We start from the raw sequence: 20,199 nt of genomic DNA on the forward strand, positions 1-20,199 counted from the left end.
TTTTCGTATAATAAAATTATACTCTAAAATTTATCTTAAATAGTATAATACGAAAAAAACTTTTTATCAATACGAAGACAGAAATGAGCGAACTTGGTTCATTTTTAAGAGGTGTTGATTGTAAAAAGAAAGTAGAGATTACCCCGTGTATTTACACAAAAAAATTACTTTTTTTTAATCAAAATTTTGTCCATTGATGATAACAAATCAGACTGAAAGATTGAATTTTGCCTCCACAAAAAACATTCCTCAATACCCAGATTTTCTGGATGTTCAGGTAAAATCGTTTAAAGATTTCTTCCAATTGGAAACCAAATCTGACGAAAGAGGCGACGAAGGGTTATACAACACCTTCATGGAAAACTTCCCAATTACAGATACAAGGAATAACTTTGTATTAGAATTTCTTGACTACTTTGTAGATCCACCGCGTTATACAATTCAAGAATGTATCGAAAGAGGGCTTACCTATAGTGTGCCTTTAAAAGCAAGATTAAAACTATATTGTACAGATCCAGAGCACGAAGATTTTGAAACTATTGTTCAAGATGTTTATCTAGGAACAATACCGTACATGACTCCTTCAGGTACTTTTGTAATCAATGGTGCCGAGCGTGTTGTTGTTTCTCAATTGCACCGTTCGCCTGGGGTTTTCTTTGGCCAATCATTCCACGCCAATGGAACAAAACTATATTCTGCCAGAGTAATTCCTTTCAAAGGATCTTGGATAGAATTTTCAACCGATATCAATAGCGTTATGTACGCTTATATCGACAGAAAGAAAAAATTACCTGTAACTACTTTATTCCGGGCTATCGGTTTCGAAAGAGATAAGGATATCCTTGAGATTTTCGACCTAGCCGAAGAAATTAAAGTATCTAAAACGGGACTTAAAAAATATATCGGTAGACGATTAGCTGCTCGTGTTTTGAACACTTGGCACGAAGATTTCGTGGATGAAGACACTGGCGAAGTGGTTTCTATCGAACGTAACGAAATAATCCTTGACCGTGACACAATTATCGACAAAGATAATGTGGAAGAAATCATTGATTCTAACGTAAAATCTATTTTGTTGCACAAAGAAGATAGCAATGCAGTTGATTATTCTATCATTCACAACACGCTTCAAAAAGATCCAACCAATTCTGAAAAAGAAGCCGTTGAGCACATCTACAGACAATTGCGTAACGCAGAACCGCCTGATGAAGAAACTGCTCGTGGCATTATAGATAAATTATTCTTCTCTGACCAACGTTATAACTTAGGTGAAGTAGGTCGTTATAGAATTAACAAAAAACTTGGTTTGGATACTCCAATGGAAAAGCAAGTGCTTACCAAAGAAGACATCATTACCATAGTGAAATATTTGATTGAATTAATAAATGCGAAAGCTGATATTGATGATATCGATCACTTGTCAAACCGTCGTGTTAGAACAGTTGGCGAACAACTTTCTCAACAATTTGGTGTTGGTTTGGCTCGTATGGCAAGAACCATTCGCGAGAGAATGAACGTTAGAGATAACGAGGTGTTTACACCGATCGATTTGATTAATGCCAAAACATTATCATCGGTGATCAACTCTTTCTTTGGAACAAACCAGTTGTCACAGTTTATGGATCAAACGAATCCATTGGCCGAGATTACACACAAAAGAAGGTTATCTGCACTTGGACCAGGTGGACTTTCGAGAGAGAGAGCTGGATTTGAGGTTCGTGACGTTCACTATACGCACTACGGACGTTTATGTCCAATTGAAACTCCTGAGGGACCAAACATTGGTTTGATTTCATCGCTTGGTGTTTATGCTAAAGTTAACGGAATGGGTTTCATTGAAACTCCGTATCGTAAAGTAACAAAAGGGGTGGTAGATTTAGAATCGACTCCTGTTTACTTGAGCGCAGAGGAAGAAGAAGGTATGATGATTTCACAAGCAAACATTGAAATGGATGCTGTTGGAAAAATTCTTGCCGACAACGTAATTGCCCGTCAAGAAGGGGATTTCCCAGTAATCGATCCATCACAAGTAGATTATGCTGACGTTGCTCCTAATCAAATTGCTTCGATTTCAGCTTCATTGATTCCTTTCTTGGAACACGATGATGCGAATAGAGCGTTGATGGGATCGAACATGATGCGTCAGGCCGTACCATTATTGCGTCCTGAAGCTCCTATTGTTGGAACTGGTTTAGAGCGTCAAGTAGCTTCAGATTCTAGAGTCTTAATCAATGCTGAAGGACCTGGAACTGTGGAATATGTCGATGCTAATATCATCACCATCAAATACGATCGTTCTGAAGAAGAAAGAATGGTAAGTTTTGAGCCTGATGAAAAAACATACAATTTAATTAAATTTAGAAAAACCAATCAAAGCACAAGTATCAACTTGAAACCTATCGTAAGAAAAGGGGACAGAGTGGTGCTAGGACAAGTATTATCAGAAGGATATGCCACCCAAAATGGTGAATTAGCTTTAGGTCGTAACCTTAAAGTAGCGTTCATGCCTTGGAAAGGGTACAACTTCGAGGATGCGATTGTGATTTCTGAAAAAGTAGTTCGTGACGATATATTTACCTCTATTCACGTCGATGATTATTCATTGGAAGTGAGAGATACTAAATTAGGTAACGAAGAATTAACTAATGATATTCCAAACGTTTCTGAAGAAGCTACCAAAGATTTAGATGAAAACGGTATGATTAGAATTGGTGCTGAGGTAAAACCTGGCGATATTCTTATCGGAAAAATTACACCAAAAGGAGAATCTGATCCAACTCCAGAAGAAAAATTGCTTCGTGCCATCTTCGGGGATAAAGCTGGTGATGTGAAAGATGCTTCATTGAAAGCGTCTCCATCTTTACACGGTGTGGTTTTAGACAAAAAATTGTTTGCAAGAGCAGTAAAAGATAAACGTAAGAGAACCCAAGATAAAGATGCTTTAGGCGCTTTGGAAATGGAATTCGAAACTAAATTTGTTGAATTGAAAGACAAATTAATTGAGAAATTGTTCTTAATCGTAAACGGAAAAACCTCTCAAGGTGTAATGAATGATTTGGGTGAAGAAGTTTTGCCAAAAGGTAAAAAATACACTCAAAAAATGCTTTATGCTGTCGAAGATTTTGCTCACTTGAGTACAGGTCAATGGGTTGCCGATGAAACAACGAATACAATGGTGAATGATTTGATTCATAACTATAAAATTAAGTTGAACGATTTACAAGGTTCATTGCGTAGAGAGAAATTCACGATTACTGTAGGTGATGAATTGCCATCAGGGATTTTGAAATTGGCTAAAGTATATGTTGCCAAAAAACGTAAATTGAAAGTTGGGGATAAAATGGCGGGACGTCACGGTAACAAAGGTATTGTTGCTCGTATTGTTCGTCACGAGGATATGCCTTTCTTAGAAGATGGAACACCTGTGGATATTGTGTTGAATCCACTTGGGGTACCTTCGCGTATGAACATTGGTCAGATTTACGAAACTGTTTTAGGCTGGGCTGGACAGAATTTGGGTAGAAAATTTGCTACTCCAATTTTTGATGGTGCCTCTTTAGACGAAATAAATGCGTTGACTGATGAAGCGGGAGTGCCAAGATTCGGACACACTTATCTATACGATGGTGGGACTGGTGAGCGTTTTGCACAGAAAGCAACTGTTGGAGTTGTTTATATGCTGAAATTAGGTCACATGGTCGATGATAAAATGCACGCACGTTCGATCGGACCGTACTCTTTGATTACACAACAACCATTGGGTGGTAAAGCTCAATTTGGTGGTCAGCGTTTTGGAGAGATGGAGGTTTGGGCACTTGAAGCTTATGGAGCATCAAGTACACTTCGTGAAATTTTGACTGTGAAATCCGATGACGTTATTGGTAGAGCTAAAACCTACGAAGCTATCGTTAAGGGAGAATCTATGCCTGAACCAGGATTGCCGGAATCTTTCAATGTGTTGATGCACGAATTGAAAGGTCTTGGACTTGACCTTCGTTTAGAAGAATAATTTTTTTGTAGAGACGTTGCATTGCAACGTCTTTACAAAAAACGCATATTTAATTAGTTTTCAGGATTTATACCCGTAACCCGTTCCGATTTTTTATACAGCTGTATAATTAGCACTTCAAAATTTGTTGAAGTTTAGAGAAGTAATCCGTGGGATAGAGACGTTGCACTGCAACATCTGTACAAAATCAATTTTTAATTGCAAATAAATCAATAGTAAAAACTATGATGAACAATAGAAACAATAATAGTAAAGATAAGAATCCTGTAAAAAGATTCAACAAAATTTCGATAGGACTAGCTTCTCCTGAATCTATCTTGAAAGAATCAAGAGGTGAAGTTTTGAAACCAGAAACCATCAATTATAGAACACACAAACCAGAGCGTGACGGACTTTTCTGCGAACGTATTTTTGGACCTGTAAAAGATTTCGAATGTGCTTGTGGTAAATACAAAAGAATTCGCTACAAAGGAATCATTTGTGACCGTTGTGGTGTTGAAGTTACCGAGAAAAAAGTACGTAGAGATAGAGTAGGACACATCAACCTAGTTGTGCCAATTGCTCACATCTGGTATTTCCGTTCGTTGCCAAATAAAATTGGCTACATTTTAGGTCTTCCATCTAAGAAATTGGATATGATCATCTATTATGAAAGATACGTTGTTATCCAACCCGGTATTGCCAAAACTCCAGAAGGTGAGTCAGTTCAAAGATTAGATTTCTTAACAGAAGAAGAATATTTGAATATTTTAGATACCCTTCCTACAGAAAATCAATATTTAGACGATTTTGATCCTAATAAATTTGTTGCCAAAATGGGAGCAGAGTGTATTATGGATTTATTGGCTCGTATCGACTTAGATGCATTGTCTTATGAATTGCGTCACTCTGCGAACAACGAAACGTCTAAACAACGTAAAACCGAAGCTTTAAAAAGATTACAAGTTGTAGAATCGTTCCGTGAGTCTAACTTGAACCGCGAGAATCGTCCAGAATGGATGATTATGAAAGTGGTTCCAGTTATTCCACCAGAATTGCGTCCGTTGGTGCCACTTGACGGTGGTCGTTTCGCTACTTCTGATTTGAATGATTTATACCGTCGTGTAATTATACGTAATAATCGTTTGAAAAGATTGATGGAGATTAAAGCTCCTGAAGTCATCTTGAGAAACGAAAAACGTATGTTACAAGAATCGGTAGATTCACTTTTCGATAATACGCGTAAAGCATCGGCTGTAAAAACAGAATCAAACCGTCCGTTGAAATCACTTTCGGATTCCCTTAAAGGAAAACAAGGTCGTTTCCGTCAAAATTTACTTGGAAAACGTGTGGATTATTCTGCTCGTTCGGTAATTATCGTTGGACCTGAATTGAAATTGTTCGAATGCGGTATCCCTAAAGATATGGCTGCTGAACTGTACAAACCTTTTGTTATCCGTAAATTGATAGAAAGAGGAATTGTAAAAACAGTTAAATCGGCTAAGAAAATAATCGACAAAAAAGAGCCAGTAGTTTGGGATATCCTTGAAAATGTAATCAAAGGACATCCAGTAATGCTGAATCGTGCTCCTACTTTGCACAGATTAGGTATTCAAGCGTTCCAACCCAAATTAATTGAAGGAAAAGCAATCCAATTGCACCCTTTAGTTTGTACGGCGTTCAACGCGGATTTTGATGGGGATCAGATGGCGGTTCACTTGCCATTAGGACCAGAAGCTATTTTGGAAGCACAATTGTTATTGTTGGCTTCACACAATATTCTGAATCCTGCCAATGGTGCTCCGATTACTGTACCTTCTCAAGACATGGTTTTGGGTCTTTATTATATGACCAAAGAACGTTTGTCTACTCCAGAACTTAAAATTTTAGGCGAAGGCTTGACTTTTTATTCTGCAGAGGAAGTAAATATTGCTTTGAATGAAGGTAAATTAGAATTGAATGCGCGAGTAAAAATTCGTGCCAAAGATTATAATGAAAATGGAGATCTAGTTTACAAAATTATTCAAACAACCGCTGGTCGTGTATTGTTTAATGAGGTAGTGCCAGAAGCTGCAGGTTACATCAATGAGGTGTTGACAAAGAAAAACTTGAGAGATATCATCGGACACGTTTTAAGCGTGACCAATGTGCCTACAACGGCTGCTTTCTTGGATAGTATGAAAGATATGGGATACAAATTTGCCTTCAAAGGTGGATTGTCTTTCTCATTGGGTGATATTAGAATCCCAGAACAAAAAACAAAATTAATTGCAGATGCTAGAGAGCAAGTCGAAGGTATTTCTGCTAATTATAATATGGGTCTTATTACCAATAACGAACGTTACAACCAAGTTATTGACGTATGGACCTCTACGAATGCTCAGCTTACAGAAGCAGCGATGAAAAACATTAGAGAAGACCAACAAGGTTTCAACTCGGTGTATATGATGCTTGACTCGGGAGCGAGGGGTTCCAAAGAACAAATTCGTCAGTTAACTGGTATGCGTGGTTTGATGGCTAAGCCTAAAAAATCGACTGCTGGTGGTGGTGAAATTATCGAAAACCCAATTCTTTCGAACTTTAAAGAAGGACTTTCGATTCTTGAGTATTTTATCTCTACTCACGGTGCTCGTAAAGGTCTTGCGGATACGGCTTTGAAAACGGCCGATGCGGGTTACTTGACCAGAAGATTACATGACGTTTCGCAAGATGTTATCGTGAATACTGTAGATTGTGGTACTTTGAGAGGTGTTGAAGTTTCAGCATTGAAAAAGAACGAAGAAATCGTAGAAACTTTAGGAGAAAGAATCTTAGGACGTGTGGCATTGCAAGATGTTATCAATCCTTTGACCAATGAACTTATCGTTGAAGCAGGTGAGGAAATTACCGAAGTATACATGAAAGCCATTGAAGCGTCTCCAATTGAAAAGTTGGAAGTTCGTTCTGCATTGACTTGTGAAGCTACTAAAGGTATTTGTGCAAAATGTTACGGTCGAAACTTGGCAACAGGAAAAATGACTCAAAAAGGGGAGGCAGTCGGTGTAATCGCTGCTCAATCTATTGGAGAGCCAGGAACACAGCTTACCTTACGTACATTCCACGTGGGTGGGGTTGCAGGAGGTATTTCTGAAGAGTCTGCAATTGTTACCAGATTCGCAGGTAAAATCGAAATCGAAGATTTAAAAACAGTAAAAGGCGAAGACAATGATGGCAATGTTGTTGATATTGTAGTATCTCGTTCAACTGAATTGAAGTTAATCGATGAAAAAACCGGTATTTTATTAAGTGCAAATAACATTCCTTACGGTTCTAGTATTTTTGTTACAGACGGCGAATCTGTTACTAAAGGAACCACAATTTGTAAATGGGATCCGTATAATGGAGTTATTGTTTCTGAATTTACTGGAAAAATTGCTTACGAAGATTTAGAGCAAGGTCAATCGTTTATGGTTGAAATTGACGAACAAACTGGTTTCCAAGAAAAAGTAATTTCTGAATCTAGAAATAAAAAATTAATTCCAACTTTATTGGTTTACGGTAAAGATGGTGAATTGATACGTTCGTATAACTTACCGGTGGGTGCGCACTTGATGGTAGACAATGGTGAGAAAATTAAAGCAGGTAAAGTATTGGTTAAAATCCCACGTCGTTCTTCAAAATCTGGAGATATTACAGGAGGTTTACCAAGAATTACCGAGTTGCTTGAAGCTCGTAACCCATCCAACCCAGCAGTAGTTTCTGAAATCGACGGTGTAGTTACTTTTGGAAAAATCAAAAGAGGAAACCGTGAGATTGTCATCGAATCTAAATTTGGCGAGGTTAAGAAATATTTGGTAAAATTGTCTAGTCAAATCTTGGTACAAGAAAATGACTTCGTAAGAGCGGGAGTGCCATTGTCAGATGGTGCTATCACTCCGGAAGATATCTTGAGAATTCAAGGTCCAGCTGCTGTTCAACAGTATTTGGTAAACGAAATTCAAGAAGTGTACCGTTTGCAAGGGGTAAAAATCAACGACAAACACTTTGAGGTAGTAATTCGTCAAATGATGCGTAAAGTAAGAGTTCAAGATCCAGGTGATACTTTATTCTTAGAAGAACAATTAATTCATACCAAAGATTTTATCGTTGAAAATGATAAATTATATGGAATGAAAGTAGTGGAAGACGCAGGAGATTCTGCAGTATTGAAACCAGGACAGATTGTTTCTCCTCGTGAATTGCGTGACGAAAACTCTCTATTGAAACGTACTGATAAAAATCTTGTTGTGGCGCGTGATGTGATCACTGCCACTGCCACTCCGGTTTTACAAGGTATCACCAGAGCATCGCTACAAACCAAATCATTCATCTCTGCGGCTTCTTTCCAAGAAACAACCAAAGTATTGAACGAAGCAGCTGTAGCAGGTAAAGTCGATTTGTTAGAAGGTTTGAAGGAAAACGTAATTGTGGGTCATAGAATTCCAGCCGGTACGGGTATGAGAGAATATGATAATACGATTGTGGGTTCAAATGAAGATTACCACGAGATGATGGCGAGTAAAGAAGAATATATTTATTAGTCTTAACTCACTCGAGAGGTGCATAGGAATAGTAGAAATTTAATAATAGGTTTATGAACAATCAACAGCAACAAGGACAGTTAGATATTGAATTAGATGAAAAAACAGCTGAAGGAATTTATTCCAACTTGGCAATTATCAATCATTCATCATCGGAATTTGTATTGGACTTTGTAAGTATCATGCCTGGTATTCCTAAAGCTAAAGTCAAGTCAAGAATAGTCTTGACACCCCAACACGCCAAAAGGTTGTTGAATGCCATTGGAGAAAACATTCACCGTTTTGAAGTCGCACACGGCGAAATAAAAGACACGGAACAACTCCCCATTCCATTAAATTTTGGCCCTACGGGACAAGCATAAATACAGTAAAGGCTCCCGCCGCGTCGGGAGCCTTTATTTTTATATTACTTTTCTATTAAGCAGTTGCTGAATAATTTGCAATTCGTTAAAATCCCCTCCTAGAACTATCAAAGTCCGCTTGCTAAATTCAAATACAAGCTGTTTAGAAGACTTTTTTCTTGCTTGACCAAATATACCAACAAAACAATCGGAACTCGCAACACGGAACTCGCAAGTGGGTCGGGGCCAGTTTAAAGCCACTCTGTGCCACAATTATTGTACTCCGTACCTTAAATTTGCGCTTTTAACGAGTTTTGTGGCGCTTTATCGAAAATATTTTTTAGTAGAATAGTATTGATTTAGTTTTGACCTCAGATAAGTGAAACAATTTATCCTAAATCAAAAATTATGAATCTATTTTCAAAACAAAGCGCGAACAAAAACAATAGTAATCTTCCTGTTGTGGTGGCTGCTTTTATTTTATTTGCAGTGTCAACGGCTTTCGGTCAGACAGCAACAGAAAATAACAATGATTCTAATTTATCCATCGCTACTACTAGTAGCGAAAATAGTGTAGTAAAGCGTGAGGATTCTGCAACAAACTCTAATATGAATTTTGTATTGTGGTTTATGGGGTCTAAACAAGATCCAAACGCGAAAGTTTCTCCTTCTGCTGATACCACTAAAAAAGAATTTATGACTTCGGGTACTGCGCCAAATAGATTGTTAATCAAGGCTTTCTTGAAAAAAGCAGTTAATTTTGAAATAGCCACCGTTTAAAAATATTTTATCGAGAGAAATCGCTCCCGCCTTGGCGGGAGTTTTTTTTGTGGCATATTTCGGTTTTCTTAATCATTTCATAATCTTAAAAACGCTGCGTAAAATTTTATTTTTATTTTTTTTGTACGAAAAAATTATGGTTTTAATAAAACTGAAAAATTTCACAAAAATTCATTTACTAAAATTGTGTTAATAATTTGAAATTATTATTTTTAAGCGCTTTTTTAAAAAGATCTTTTTTATTTTTTTTAATACCATTCCAAATCAATTATTATTTTTAAATAGCTATAATTATGAACAAATTTACTTTAGGTTTTTTTCTGGCAAATAGTAAAACAACAATCAAAGGAGGGTTGGTCTTGTTTGCCTTATTATTAATGAATAGTCAGTTGAGTTGGGGGCAGATTTCAATTACAGGTTTTGGGAGTGGAAATACCTATAACCAAAATTTTGATGGACTTGTGAATAATGGTATTGCAAATGCTGTGACTACACTACCTGTTGGTTGGACTTTTATAGAAACAGGGACTAGTTCTAATGCGACTTATGCTGCTAGTACTGGCTCGGATAATGGTGGAAACACATATAGCTATGGCGCAACAAGTTCTACAGATAGAGCCTTAGGTGGCTTGCAGTCTGGTTCGGTTGTTCCAACGCTAGGAGTTTCATTCACAAATAATTCTGGAAGTTTTATTTCTGAATTGGTTATTACCTATACAGGAGAACAATGGAGAATTGGGACAGCAAATAGAGTTGACAGATTAGATTTTCAATATAGTTTAAATGCCACAAGTTTGTCAACAGGTACTTGGGTAGATGTAGATAATTTAGATTTTACTGCTCCAGTTACAACTGGATCGATAGGAGCAAAAGATGGAAATGCTGCAACAAATAGAACAAGCATTACAAATACAATCTCAGGTTTGTCAATTGCTTCTGGCGCAACTTTTTGGTTAAGATTCAACGATTTTAATGCAACAGGAGCAGATGATGGCTTAGCAGTTGATGATTTTAGTATATATGCAAACGCTCCAACCGCTACAACTTGGGACGGTACTACTTGGTCTTATGGAGCTCCAATAGCTACAGTAGATGCCATCATCGACGGAACGTACAATACAAAGCCGGTCATTGAGGGTGGTAACGGCACATTCACAGCCAAAAAACTGACAGTAAACGCTAACAAATCGTTTACCATTAATTCTGGAACCAACCTGACGGTTCAAAACGATATTGTAAATAGCGGAACCTTAACTATTGAAAACAACGCCAACTTGATTCAAGTAAACAATGTCGCCAACTCTGGTTCAGGAACCACAATAGTGAATCGCAACAGCAATGCTTTATTCCGTCAAGATTATACTTTATGGTCATCTCCGGTTTCAGGAGCTCAAACGCTGCTGAATTTCTCTCCTGCGACACTCGCGACTAGGTTTTATACTTATGACAATACTCTTTCCAGCGGAACTGGTACTGGCTTATATTCTGCAGTGGCAAGTCCATCAACTACGCCATTTACTGCTGGTACAGGATATTTAATCCGTATGCCAAATGAAGGTTCAACGAATTATAATGCTGGAACCGAAACTTTAGTCTATCCTGGAGTGTTTACAGGAACTGCTAATAATGGATCAGTTACTATAGGTGGCGCCTTAGACCCTCTAACTCCTGGTGAGTTCTATGCTGTCGGTAATCCTTATCCATCAACCATCAGTGCCCTTGCATTCTTGGCAGGAAACCCAAACGCAGATGGTACTTTGTATTTCTGGAGAAAAACAAATGGGACACCTAATACAACATCCTCTTATGCAACTTGGACCACCGTAGGAGGTGTTGCGGGTAGTAACGTTGCGCCAAATAATATAGCACCTGACGGGACAATAGCAGTTAGTCAAGGATTTATTGTAAATACTTTATTAGTAACTGCATTGAATTTTACAAATACCATGCGAACTTCAAGTAACAGCGCATTATTTTTTAAAACCAAAAAAGTAGAAGACAAATCTCGTATTTGGTTGAACTTGACCAATGCCACGGGAGCATTTAGTCAAGCTTTGATAGGTTATCTAGATGGAGCTACAAACGGATTCGATAATGGAATTGATGGTAAATACATTAATGACAGTCCAATTGCGTTAACTTCTAGCATCAACAACGAAGAATATACCATTCAAGGTCGTCCTAATTTCGATGCATCAGATGTTGTAGCATTAAATTTTAAAACAAATGTTTCAGGTGACTATACTATCGCCATTGATCAAGTGGACGGATTGTTCTCAGGTAATCAGGACATTTATTTGGTAGATAGTAAAACAGGAACTGAAACGAATTTGAAAGCCGGAGCATACAATTTTACTGCGGCAGCGGAAGTGGATAATACTAGATTCTCCTTGAAATTCCAAAAGACTTTGAGTGTAAACGCACAAACGATTGCAGATAACAGCGTGATAGTGTATAAAAACAATGGCGGGATTTATGTTAACTCAGGAGCGAAAACAATGAACAACATCAAAGTTTTTGACATACAAGGAAGGTTGGTTGCAGAACGCAACAATATGAAATCAAACACCTGTTCTATCCAGAATTTGAAAGCGAGCAATCAAATACTAATCGTAAAAGTAACCACAGAAGATAACCTAGAAATTAGCAAGAAAGTAGAAAACTAGATTCTTAGCCGAATGGAAGTATCGAAATCATAACTCTTAAAATCAAAAAAATGAAAAATAACATATTAAAATTTTATATCGCAGCGGTTTTCTTTTGTTCTACAATGGTGTTGTTTGCCCAACCAGGGGATAATGATGCTGGAGGTGGACTAGAAGGCAATGATCCTCCTGCACCTATCGATGATTATGTTTGGGTGCTAGCCTTAGTAGGTTTGTTCTTTGTATTTATGAAGTTCAGAGCGATACACAACAAAAATATTCAAGTTTAATGAAGCGAAAAGGTTTGATAAAATCCCTATAAATCAAAAGATTTATAGGGATTTTTAGTTTAAATGAACCTTTTTTGTACTTCATTTTTATATTCTGTCAGATTTTGGACTAGATCCAACACTATTGTTGCCAATAAAAAAGTCCCAACTATACGTTAAACGTTGTTGGGACTTTGTAGCGAGAGGGAGATTTGAACTCCCGACCTCAGGGTTATGAATCCTGCGCTCTAACCGACTGAGCTACCTCGCCAAATGATAAACAGATTTTAGCTCTGATTGCGGGTGCAAATATAAAAATTTAATTAGAGGTTACAAGCATATCTTGAATAAAAAAAAATATTTTTAAAAAAGCTTTTTTTTTGGCTTTATATTCTATAAATTTCCAAAAAATTAAATCTACAGAATGGATTCAAAAATACGATACGAAATAGAATTTCCTATAAACTCATCTCCTCAATTACTGTATCAATATATTTCGACGCCATCAGGTTTGTCCGAATGGTTTGCGGATAATGTCAATTCAAGGGGAGAGTTTTTTACTTTTATTTGGAATGATTCTGAAGAAAAAGCCAGACTATCTTCGAAAAAATCAGGGGAGAAAGTGCGGTTCAAATGGGTGGATGGTAACAATAAAGACACCGAATTTTATTTTGAATTAGGAATCTTGGTAGACGAAATCACCAAGGACGTTTCTTTGATGGTGATTGATTTTGCAGATAAAGATGAAATCGGGGAAGCTAAACTTTTGTGGGAAAATCAAATTTCTGACTTGAAACATGTAATTGGTTCGGTTTAGTAATTCTCTTTTTTATGCCTTATATTTGTCCCGTTTGAAGCGGGACTTTTTTTTTGGAACAATATGATAAATTTAAATGGTGCAATTGTGTCGAAGGACACTACAGTAATGAAAAATAATCGTGCATTTTTATATGGAGATGCTGTTTTTGAAACAGTTAAAATAGTTAATTCAAAGATTCTTTTTCTAGAAGATCATTATTTTAGATTGATGTCTGCAATGCGAATTGTTCGGATGGAGATTCCAATGAATTTTACAATGGAATATTTCGAAGAACAGGTCGTTGACTTGGTAAAAGTCAATAAGATTCAGGATTCTTCTCGTGCAAGAATTACTGTTTACCGTAATGATGGCGGATATTATTTGCCTTCAGATAACACCGTTTCATTTTTGGTCCAAGCCGAAAAATTAGAAAATAAAGCATATTTTATAGATGATTCCGAATATGTTGTCGATTTATTTACCGATTTTTACGTTCCAAAACAGTTGCTTTCTTCCTTGAAAACGACAAATAAAATACTGAATGTTACCGCTAGTATTTATGCCAGCGAAAATGATCTGGATAATTGTTTGCTATTGAATGATAGTAAAAATGTTGTCGAAGCCCTTCAAGGAAATTTATTTATGTTGAAAGAAAATAGGCTGATAACACCGCCAATTTCGGAGGGTTGTTTGAATGGAGTTATGCGCAAACAGATTTTGAATTTGGCAAAAACAATTGAAAATTTAGAAGTAATCGAAGCCGTCATATCACCATTCGATCTACAAAAAGCAGACGAATTGTTTCTTACAAATGTAGTTAAGGGTATCCAACCCATTTCGAAATACCGTAAAAAGAAGTTTTCGATAGAATTTTCGAAGAAGATTTTGCGAAAAATAAATGAAAAATATGAGCTATAATTAGTTGTAGTTTGGATTTTCAGGAGCGTTAATCCAAATCAAATAGTCGCCTCCTAATTCCATGATTTGTTTTTTCCAAAATTGACTAGAGGATTTTCCAATGATTTTATTTTGGTAATTGTTTTGAGCAATAATCCACGAACTTTCAGCCATTTCGGTTTCCAATTGGTCTTCGTCCCAGCCTGTATATCCCAGAAAAAAACGAATATTATTCTTGTCTATTTTGCCCGCATTGATGAGTTCTTTGGTTTTTTCGTATTCTCCACCCCAGTAAATTCCATTCGAAATTTCGATGCTGTTGGGGATTAAATCAGGAACATTGTGAATAAAATAGAGGTTGTCTTGCTCCACTGGTCCGCCATTGTATATTTTTAAATTGGCTTTGATGTCAGGAATCAAATCGTTTATGGTATATTTTAAGGGTTTGTTGATAATAAAACCCACCGATCCTTTTTTATCGTGATCTGCTAATAATATTACTGACCTATTGAATGACAAATCTCCAATAATGGAAGGTTCTGCAATAAGTAATTTCCCTTTTTTTAATTTTTCTGAAATCATAGGTCTTATTTTTAATTAAATTTAAGATAAATTGACTTAAGAAACCAAATAATTTCGATAAAAGGCAAAAAAAAACCTTCCAGAGGAAGGTTTTAATATTATTTTTGAAAACTTAAATTAGTTTACAGCGCCTTCTAATTCAGCTCCAGCTTTAAATTTCACTACATTTTTAGCAGCAATTTTTATTGTTTTTCCTGTTTGAGGATTTCTACCATCTCTTGCAGCTCTTGAAGAAACTGACCAAGATCCGAAACCTACTAAAGATACTCTTCCACCTTTTTTCAAAGTACTACCTACGTTTCCTAAAAAAGATTCTAAAGCTAGTTTAGCAGCAGCTTTTGTAATTCCTGCATCAGCAGCGATAGCGTCGATTAATTCTGATTTGTTCATAATTTTAAGTTATTAAATGTTGGTTAAAAAAACTTTGTTAATAGTAACAAAATTAGTAGGAATTACTTCCCTTACAAGTGTTTTGATTATTTTTAGCTTATTTTGTTGATAACTTATTTTTTTTGTTCATAAACCAATGTAAATTCCTCTAAAACCGGCCGAAAACACCCGTTTTTGTTGGTCTAAACTACCATTGCGCCTTCTGAAAATGTCATTCCGTTCAGCAATTCAGCTACATTCATCTTCTTTTTGCCTGGAAATTGAAGGCTAATTGGCTGGATATACCCATCATTAACCGCAATTTTCATTTCTTTTTTGCTGCAAATTAAACTTCCCGCTGCATAATTGTGATTTTCCAAAATCATTTTTGCTTCGTGAATTTTCACATTCCACTCCTCATTTTTATCCTGAAAAAAACACCAAGCTGAAGGATAGGGACTCAATCCCCGTATCAAATTGTAGATTTCAGTAGTCGATTTCGACCAATCGATTTTGCAATTGTCTTTATTTAGTTTGTATGCGGTTTTTATTTCTTGATTTTCTTCTTGGATTGTGGTGCTCACGGTTCCTTTTTCGATTATAACCAAGGTGTCTAAAACAGTGTCGCTACCCAAAAGCATTAAACGATCGTGCAGTTGTCCGGCATTTTCCGCTGGATCAATTTCGGTTTCGGCACTAAGAATCATAGCTCCCGTATCTATTTTATCATCAATAAAGAAGGTAGTTACTCCCGTTTTTGTATCGCCGTTTATAATAGCCCAATTGATTGGGGCGGCTCCCCGATAATTAGGAAGCAAGGAAGCATGAAGATTGAATGTGCCTAATTTTGGCATTTTCCAAACTACTTCTGGAAGCATTCTGAAAGCAACGACGATTTGTAAATTGGCTTGCAATGCTTCTAATTCGGATAAAAAGTTTGGGTCTTTCAGGTTGGTCGGTTGCAACAAATTGAGATTGTTGGTCAAAGCATATTCTTTTACTGCCGAAAATTTCAGCTTCTGACCTCGACCTGCGGGTTTGTCGGCCGCTGTAATTACTCCTACTACATTATAATTGTGTTTGATTATGGTTTCTAAAATGCCAACGGCAAATTCAGGTGTTCCCATAAATACGATTCTTAATTTTTCCATTTACTTTTCGTAGAGTTGCGATGAATGAAGCAAAGCAAACTCCTCATTATTTAAGTGAATATTTATTGTTTGGCTTTATCTCGATTGTATTGTTTTCTAATAAATTTTGCAAGGCAAAGATAATATCGTCTTCATTAATTTTGGTCAATTTTTGGATTTCTCTCGAATTTAAGTTTTGAATATTCAATAAAGCAAGGATTTTTTCGGAAACAGAGGGATTGCTGGTGGGTTTTCGCTTTTTTGAAATGCAATACGAACAAATACCACAATCTGTCTCTGCTTTTTCCCCAAAATAATCCAGAATCAATTTGCTTTTGCAAATTTTCTTCTCATTGATGTAATTCAAAACCGATTCGAACTGTGCTATTTTTTGTTTGTTTTGGGTTTCTAAGTATTTTGAAACTCGATTGATGGTCCTCTCATCTTCACGAACTTCGTTGAAAATAATCGTAGCGTCATTGTTTTTTTTATGGTACTCAATGATTTCCAGATTTTTTAATTTTTCTAAAATGGACAAGATGAGGGTTTCGTCGCAAATCGATTTTTTGGCCATTAAGGATAAATTGATAGCCGTTTGTGATTCGTATATGCCGGGATAGGTTCGAAGCAGCGCTAAAATAACAGGTTCTTCAGTAGGATTCAAACTCATATAGCGAATGACTTCCTTGGATTCGATACAAAATTGCATCGTAATTTTTTCAGAATATTCCTGAGACAAACTCAAAATACCTTGGCGGTCTAAAAACTGAATTGCATTGAAAGTTTTCAGGCTTGGAAATCCATATTTTTGACAAAAATGATTCAAATTAAACGAAAATTGTTCGTTGATGCCCTCGCCATATGCAATTCGGAAATACGTACACAATTTGATGTAAATCTGAGTAAGAATGGTTTTATCTGGCAGCACATTGATGAACTGACTTTGCGCTTGAATTTTATCCGTCTTGCTGCTCAGTAGAATAGCAAAAGCCTTTTCTTCGTTTCTGCCAGCACGACCTGCTTCTTGGTAATAACTCTCGATGCTGTCCGGAAGATGAATGTGAATGACTGTTTTTACGTTCGATTTGTCAATTCCCATTCCAAAAGCGTTGGTGGCAACCATAATCTGAGCTTCTTCGTTCATCCAAAGGTTCATATTTTTCTCCTTCTCCTTTATGGATAATCCACCGTGGTAAAAAGTAGCTTTGAATCCGAGAGATTGCAATTGCGAAGCGGTGTCGGAACAGGATTTTCTATTTCGCACATATAGTATAGAAGGTTGTGGATTTTTTTTCAAGATTTGCTCCATCCGATACAGTTTATCTTCTACCTCAAAAACCATATAAGCAATGTTTTTTCGGACAAATGATTTGGTGAAAATCGCTGGTTTATCAAGACCTAATTGCAGAATGACATCGTCAAGTACTGTTTTAGTTGCCGAAGCGGTAAGGGCTAGAAAGGGAACTTTGGGAAAGTGAGTTTTAAGGTTGTTAATTTTCAAATAAGCCGGTCGAAAATCGTGACCCCATTGCGACACACAATGTGCCTCATCGATGGCAATCAGATTGATAGGTAAGTTTTTGATGCGTTCTAATATCCAGTCGGATTGCAAGCGTTCGGGCGATAAATACAAGAATTTATAATTGCCAAATTCACAATTGTCTAAAAGCGTAATGATTTCGTCTGATTGGATTCCGCCAGTTAAAGCAATGGCTTTAATTCCTAATTTTTGCAAACGCTGTACTTGGTCTTTCATTAAGGCAACCAATGGCGAAATAACCAAACATATTCCGTCTTTCATCAGCGCGGGAACCTGAAAACAGATTGATTTTCCTCCCCCAGTCGGCATCAGTCCAAAAGTGTCTTTACCATCCAAAACCGATTGGATAATTTCGTCTTGTGGCCACCTAAAAGCGTCGTGCTTCCAATATTTTTGAAGGATTGCTAATGCTTCTTGCATCTTTGAGTTTAAAGTTTAAAGTTTAAAGTTTGAGTTCGAAATAAAGTTTAATAACCTTAAACCTTAAACTTTAAACAATTTACTAAATTTGGTCTAAGATAAATAAAATTCTGTTATCAAGCGTATCTTTAGGTACTTCTATGAGTTCGTAGCCGTAACTTTCGTAGGTTTCAACTAGGTGGTTGTGAATGAGTTTGGCTTGTTCAAAATTTTCATAGCGCGCTTCATCACTCACATATATTTCTTCCCAAGGCGGAAGAATAAATATTTTTGTGTATACATTTTCCCGGCAAGCCAAGTCAAAATGAGCAGGATAGCTGTCACCAATATAGTGCATATAGGCTAGCACATCAGGAATTCCGCGGTCGATAAAAACAATTGTCTGCTTTTCTTCCAAAGCACTAAGAAACTGCTTTTTTCTGCCTTCTAACAATAATTCGCTGAAAAGCAAAGGGTTTTCAAGGAACAATTGTTCGATGCCTTGTTTTTTTGCTTCTAAAGTGACTTGCCTTGAAATTTCAGGATAACAACAAAAACCTTTGGCTACCAATCCATCGATGATAGTACTTTTGCCAGTGCCTGGTCCGCCTACAATGACTATGATTTCTTTGCTCACTTGATTCAAATAAGTCGCAAATTTACCTAAAGTTATTCGGTTTTTGAAAGATTATTTTAGTCATTAGCTTTTCTTTTCAATTTAAAAAAATTGCCTTCGGATTTCAAAAATTGATTTTCTGAACGTTTCAATCTAAAATCTGCTCCCGAAATTTCGGGACTAAAATCTGCAATCTAAAATCAAAACTGTATATTTGCTTTTATTTTAGTTTAGAATGGATACAGAAAAAGAAAAGGAAACCCGAGAGTTTTATGAAAGATTGAAAAAGGAATTGGATTTGAGCACCGCTTGGCCCTCTTTGTATTTGTTTAAATTCATTGTACCTACAGATACAGAAACTATTCGTCGAGTCCAAGATGCTTTCGATTGCTTGGGAGCGGTTATAAAAACCACAAAGTCTAAAACAGGAAAATTCACAAGCGTTTCAGTTGATGTGATGATGAAAGATTCTCAAGAAGTAATTGATAAATACATAGAGCTTTCGACTATTGAAGGCATTATTTCCCTATAATTATGAGTGCAAAATATATAAAAGAAGTGGCAAACGATATTGTTTTTAATTTGGAATACAACGGCGAGCGACCCCATTTAATCATTCCAGAATACGGTCGTCATTTGCAAAAATTAATTGATCAAGCTACTCTTATCGAAGATCGTGAAGAACGAAATAAAGCGGCCAAATACATTATTCAAGTAATGGGAAGTTTGAATCCTCATTTACGTGATGTCCCTGATTTTCAACACAAATTATGGGATCAGATTTTTATAATGTCCGACTTCAAATTGGATGTCGAATCGCCCTATCCTGTTCCTACTCGTGAGGTTTTGCAATTGAAACCTGATGTTTTGCAGTATCCACAAAATTTCCCAAAATACCGATTTTACGGCAACAATATCAAGTATATGATTGATGTGGCTAATAAATGGGAAGAGGGCGAAATGAAAAGTGCATTGGTGAAAGTGATTGCCAATCATATGAAAAAGTCCTATTTGAGTTGGAATAAGGATACCGTGAAAGATGACGTAATTTTTGAACATTTATATGAATTGTCTGGAGGAAAATTAGACTTGCTGCAAAGTACAGAAGAACTTTTGACAACCACCGATTTGTTGCGAACCAACAAAAGAGTTTCCAATAAAATTAGCCCGGCAGGTCAACCAAAAATTCAAAGCAACAAAAATAGTAAGGCGGGAAAATCTAATTCAGGCCATAAAAATCAAAATAGAAAATCGTTGTAAAACTGTTGTTTGTTATGAGTTATGA

Annotated in this window: 15 protein-coding genes and 1 tRNA gene; 10 read left to right on the top strand and 6 right to left on the bottom strand. The window is 36.5% G+C overall.

Translation table 11 applies throughout. The annotated features are described in order from the left end of the window. Nucleotides 1-196 precede the first annotated feature (196 nt). From rpoB to E1750_RS14835, 6 genes are all read left to right on the top strand, one after another. Nucleotides 197-4,009 carry a DNA-directed RNA polymerase subunit beta gene (gene rpoB, locus E1750_RS14805; RefSeq protein ID WP_133277517.1) on the top strand — a complete coding sequence of 1,271 codons (3,813 nt, stop codon included), beginning with the start codon at nt 197-199 and terminating at the stop codon, nt 4,007-4,009. Nucleotides 4,010-4,233: 224 nt separating this feature from the next. After that, nucleotides 4,234-8,547: a DNA-directed RNA polymerase subunit beta' gene (rpoC, locus tag E1750_RS14810; RefSeq protein ID WP_133277518.1), complete on the top strand. Its 4,314-nt coding sequence runs from the start codon at nt 4,234-4,236 to the stop codon at nt 8,545-8,547. A 53-nt stretch (nt 8,548-8,600) separates the two neighbouring features. After that, on the top strand, nt 8,601-8,909 hold the full coding sequence (locus tag E1750_RS14815) for a DUF3467 domain-containing protein (protein WP_133277519.1): 309 nt from the start codon (nt 8,601-8,603) through the stop codon (nt 8,907-8,909). Between the two features lie 387 nt (nt 8,910-9,296). Beyond that, nucleotides 9,297-9,668 (top strand): hypothetical protein, encoded by a 372-nt coding sequence (locus tag E1750_RS14825; RefSeq protein WP_133277520.1) that lies wholly within the window; start codon nt 9,297-9,299, stop codon nt 9,666-9,668. A gap of 293 nt (nt 9,669-9,961) precedes the next feature. Further along, entirely contained in the window at nt 9,962-12,334 is a 2,373-nt protein-coding gene (locus E1750_RS14830; protein ID WP_133277521.1) for a T9SS sorting signal type C domain-containing protein, read from the top strand. A gap of 50 nt (nt 12,335-12,384) precedes the next feature. Then, the gene (locus tag E1750_RS14835) at nt 12,385-12,603 is read left to right on the top strand and encodes a hypothetical protein (RefSeq protein ID WP_133277522.1); all 219 of its coding nucleotides are present in this window, start codon (nt 12,385-12,387) and stop codon (nt 12,601-12,603) included. Nucleotides 12,604-12,779: 176 nt separating this feature from the next. Here the strand turns inward: E1750_RS14835 and E1750_RS14840 are convergent. Further along, a tRNA-Met gene (locus tag E1750_RS14840) sits at nt 12,780-12,853 on the bottom strand. A 153-nt stretch (nt 12,854-13,006) separates the two neighbouring features. Here E1750_RS14840 and E1750_RS14845 point away from each other — a divergent pair. Further along, nucleotides 13,007-13,399: an START-like domain-containing protein gene (locus E1750_RS14845; RefSeq protein ID WP_133277523.1), complete on the top strand. Its 393-nt coding sequence runs from the start codon at nt 13,007-13,009 to the stop codon at nt 13,397-13,399. Nucleotides 13,400-13,462: 63 nt separating this feature from the next. Next, nucleotides 13,463-14,299: an aminotransferase class IV gene (locus tag E1750_RS14850; protein ID WP_133277524.1), complete on the top strand. Its 837-nt coding sequence runs from the start codon at nt 13,463-13,465 to the stop codon at nt 14,297-14,299. Here the strand turns inward: E1750_RS14850 and E1750_RS14855 are convergent, their stop codons facing one another. From E1750_RS14855 to E1750_RS14875, 5 genes are all read right to left on the bottom strand, one after another. Then, a complete protein-coding gene (locus E1750_RS14855) occupies nt 14,300-14,860 on the bottom strand; it encodes a YqgE/AlgH family protein (protein ID WP_133277525.1) in 561 nt (186 codons plus the stop codon). It abuts the gene before it with no gap. Between the two features lie 117 nt (nt 14,861-14,977). Next, nucleotides 14,978-15,250, bottom strand: a complete 273-nt coding sequence (locus tag E1750_RS14860) for an HU family DNA-binding protein (RefSeq protein WP_103804167.1) — start codon at nt 15,248-15,250, stop codon at nt 14,978-14,980. 182 nt (nt 15,251-15,432) lie between these two features. Beyond that, the gene (fmt, locus tag E1750_RS14865) at nt 15,433-16,380 is read right to left on the bottom strand and encodes a methionyl-tRNA formyltransferase (protein WP_133277526.1); all 948 of its coding nucleotides are present in this window, start codon (nt 16,378-16,380) and stop codon (nt 15,433-15,435) included. Between the two features lie 46 nt (nt 16,381-16,426). Then, on the bottom strand, nt 16,427-18,319 hold the full coding sequence (locus E1750_RS14870) for a RecQ family ATP-dependent DNA helicase (protein ID WP_133277527.1): 1,893 nt from the start codon (nt 18,317-18,319) through the stop codon (nt 16,427-16,429). Between the two features lie 82 nt (nt 18,320-18,401). Beyond that, a complete protein-coding gene (locus E1750_RS14875) occupies nt 18,402-18,935 on the bottom strand; it encodes an AAA family ATPase (protein ID WP_133277528.1) in 534 nt (177 codons plus the stop codon). Between the two features lie 214 nt (nt 18,936-19,149). Between E1750_RS14875 and E1750_RS14880 the strand changes: the two genes are divergently transcribed. Together E1750_RS14880 and E1750_RS14885 are read left to right on the top strand one after the other, a co-directional pair. Then, nucleotides 19,150-19,446, top strand: coding sequence for a DUF493 family protein (locus tag E1750_RS14880; protein ID WP_133277529.1), 297 nt, complete (start codon nt 19,150-19,152; stop codon nt 19,444-19,446). Between the two features lie 2 nt (nt 19,447-19,448). Further along, entirely contained in the window at nt 19,449-20,174 is a 726-nt protein-coding gene (locus tag E1750_RS14885) for a DUF4290 domain-containing protein (RefSeq protein ID WP_133277530.1), read from the top strand. Nucleotides 20,175-20,199: the final 25 nt, after the last annotated feature.

Source organism: Flavobacterium nackdongense (genome assembly GCF_004355225.1).
Taxonomy (GTDB): domain Bacteria; phylum Bacteroidota; class Bacteroidia; order Flavobacteriales; family Flavobacteriaceae; genus Flavobacterium; species Flavobacterium nackdongense.

Bases quoted from the DNA above. Each gene is read 5' to 3' on its own strand.
- E1750_RS14860 (WP_103804167.1), bottom strand. From the start codon at position 15,250: ATGAACAAATCAGAATTAATCGACGCTATCGCTGCTGATGCAGGAATT.
- E1750_RS14845 (WP_133277523.1), top strand. From the start codon at position 13,007: ATGGATTCAAAAATACGATACGAAATAGAATTTCCTATAAACTCATCT.
- E1750_RS14815 (WP_133277519.1), top strand. From the start codon at position 8,601: ATGAACAATCAACAGCAACAAGGACAGTTAGATATTGAATTAGATGAA.
- E1750_RS14870 (WP_133277527.1), bottom strand. From the start codon at position 18,319: ATGCAAGAAGCATTAGCAATCCTTCAAAAATATTGGAAGCACGACGCT.
- E1750_RS14885 (WP_133277530.1), top strand. From the start codon at position 19,449: ATGAGTGCAAAATATATAAAAGAAGTGGCAAACGATATTGTTTTTAAT.
- E1750_RS14855 (WP_133277525.1), bottom strand. From the start codon at position 14,860: ATGATTTCAGAAAAATTAAAAAAAGGGAAATTACTTATTGCAGAACCT.
- E1750_RS14880 (WP_133277529.1), top strand. From the start codon at position 19,150: ATGGATACAGAAAAAGAAAAGGAAACCCGAGAGTTTTATGAAAGATTG.
- E1750_RS14850 (WP_133277524.1), top strand. From the start codon at position 13,463: ATGATAAATTTAAATGGTGCAATTGTGTCGAAGGACACTACAGTAATG.
- rpoB (WP_133277517.1), top strand. From the start codon at position 197: ATGATAACAAATCAGACTGAAAGATTGAATTTTGCCTCCACAAAAAAC.
- E1750_RS14830 (WP_133277521.1), top strand. From the start codon at position 9,962: ATGAACAAATTTACTTTAGGTTTTTTTCTGGCAAATAGTAAAACAACA.
- E1750_RS14825 (WP_133277520.1), top strand. From the start codon at position 9,297: ATGAATCTATTTTCAAAACAAAGCGCGAACAAAAACAATAGTAATCTT.
- rpoC (WP_133277518.1), top strand. From the start codon at position 4,234: ATGATGAACAATAGAAACAATAATAGTAAAGATAAGAATCCTGTAAAA.
- E1750_RS14835 (WP_133277522.1), top strand. From the start codon at position 12,385: ATGAAAAATAACATATTAAAATTTTATATCGCAGCGGTTTTCTTTTGT.
- fmt (WP_133277526.1), bottom strand. From the start codon at position 16,380: ATGGAAAAATTAAGAATCGTATTTATGGGAACACCTGAATTTGCCGTT.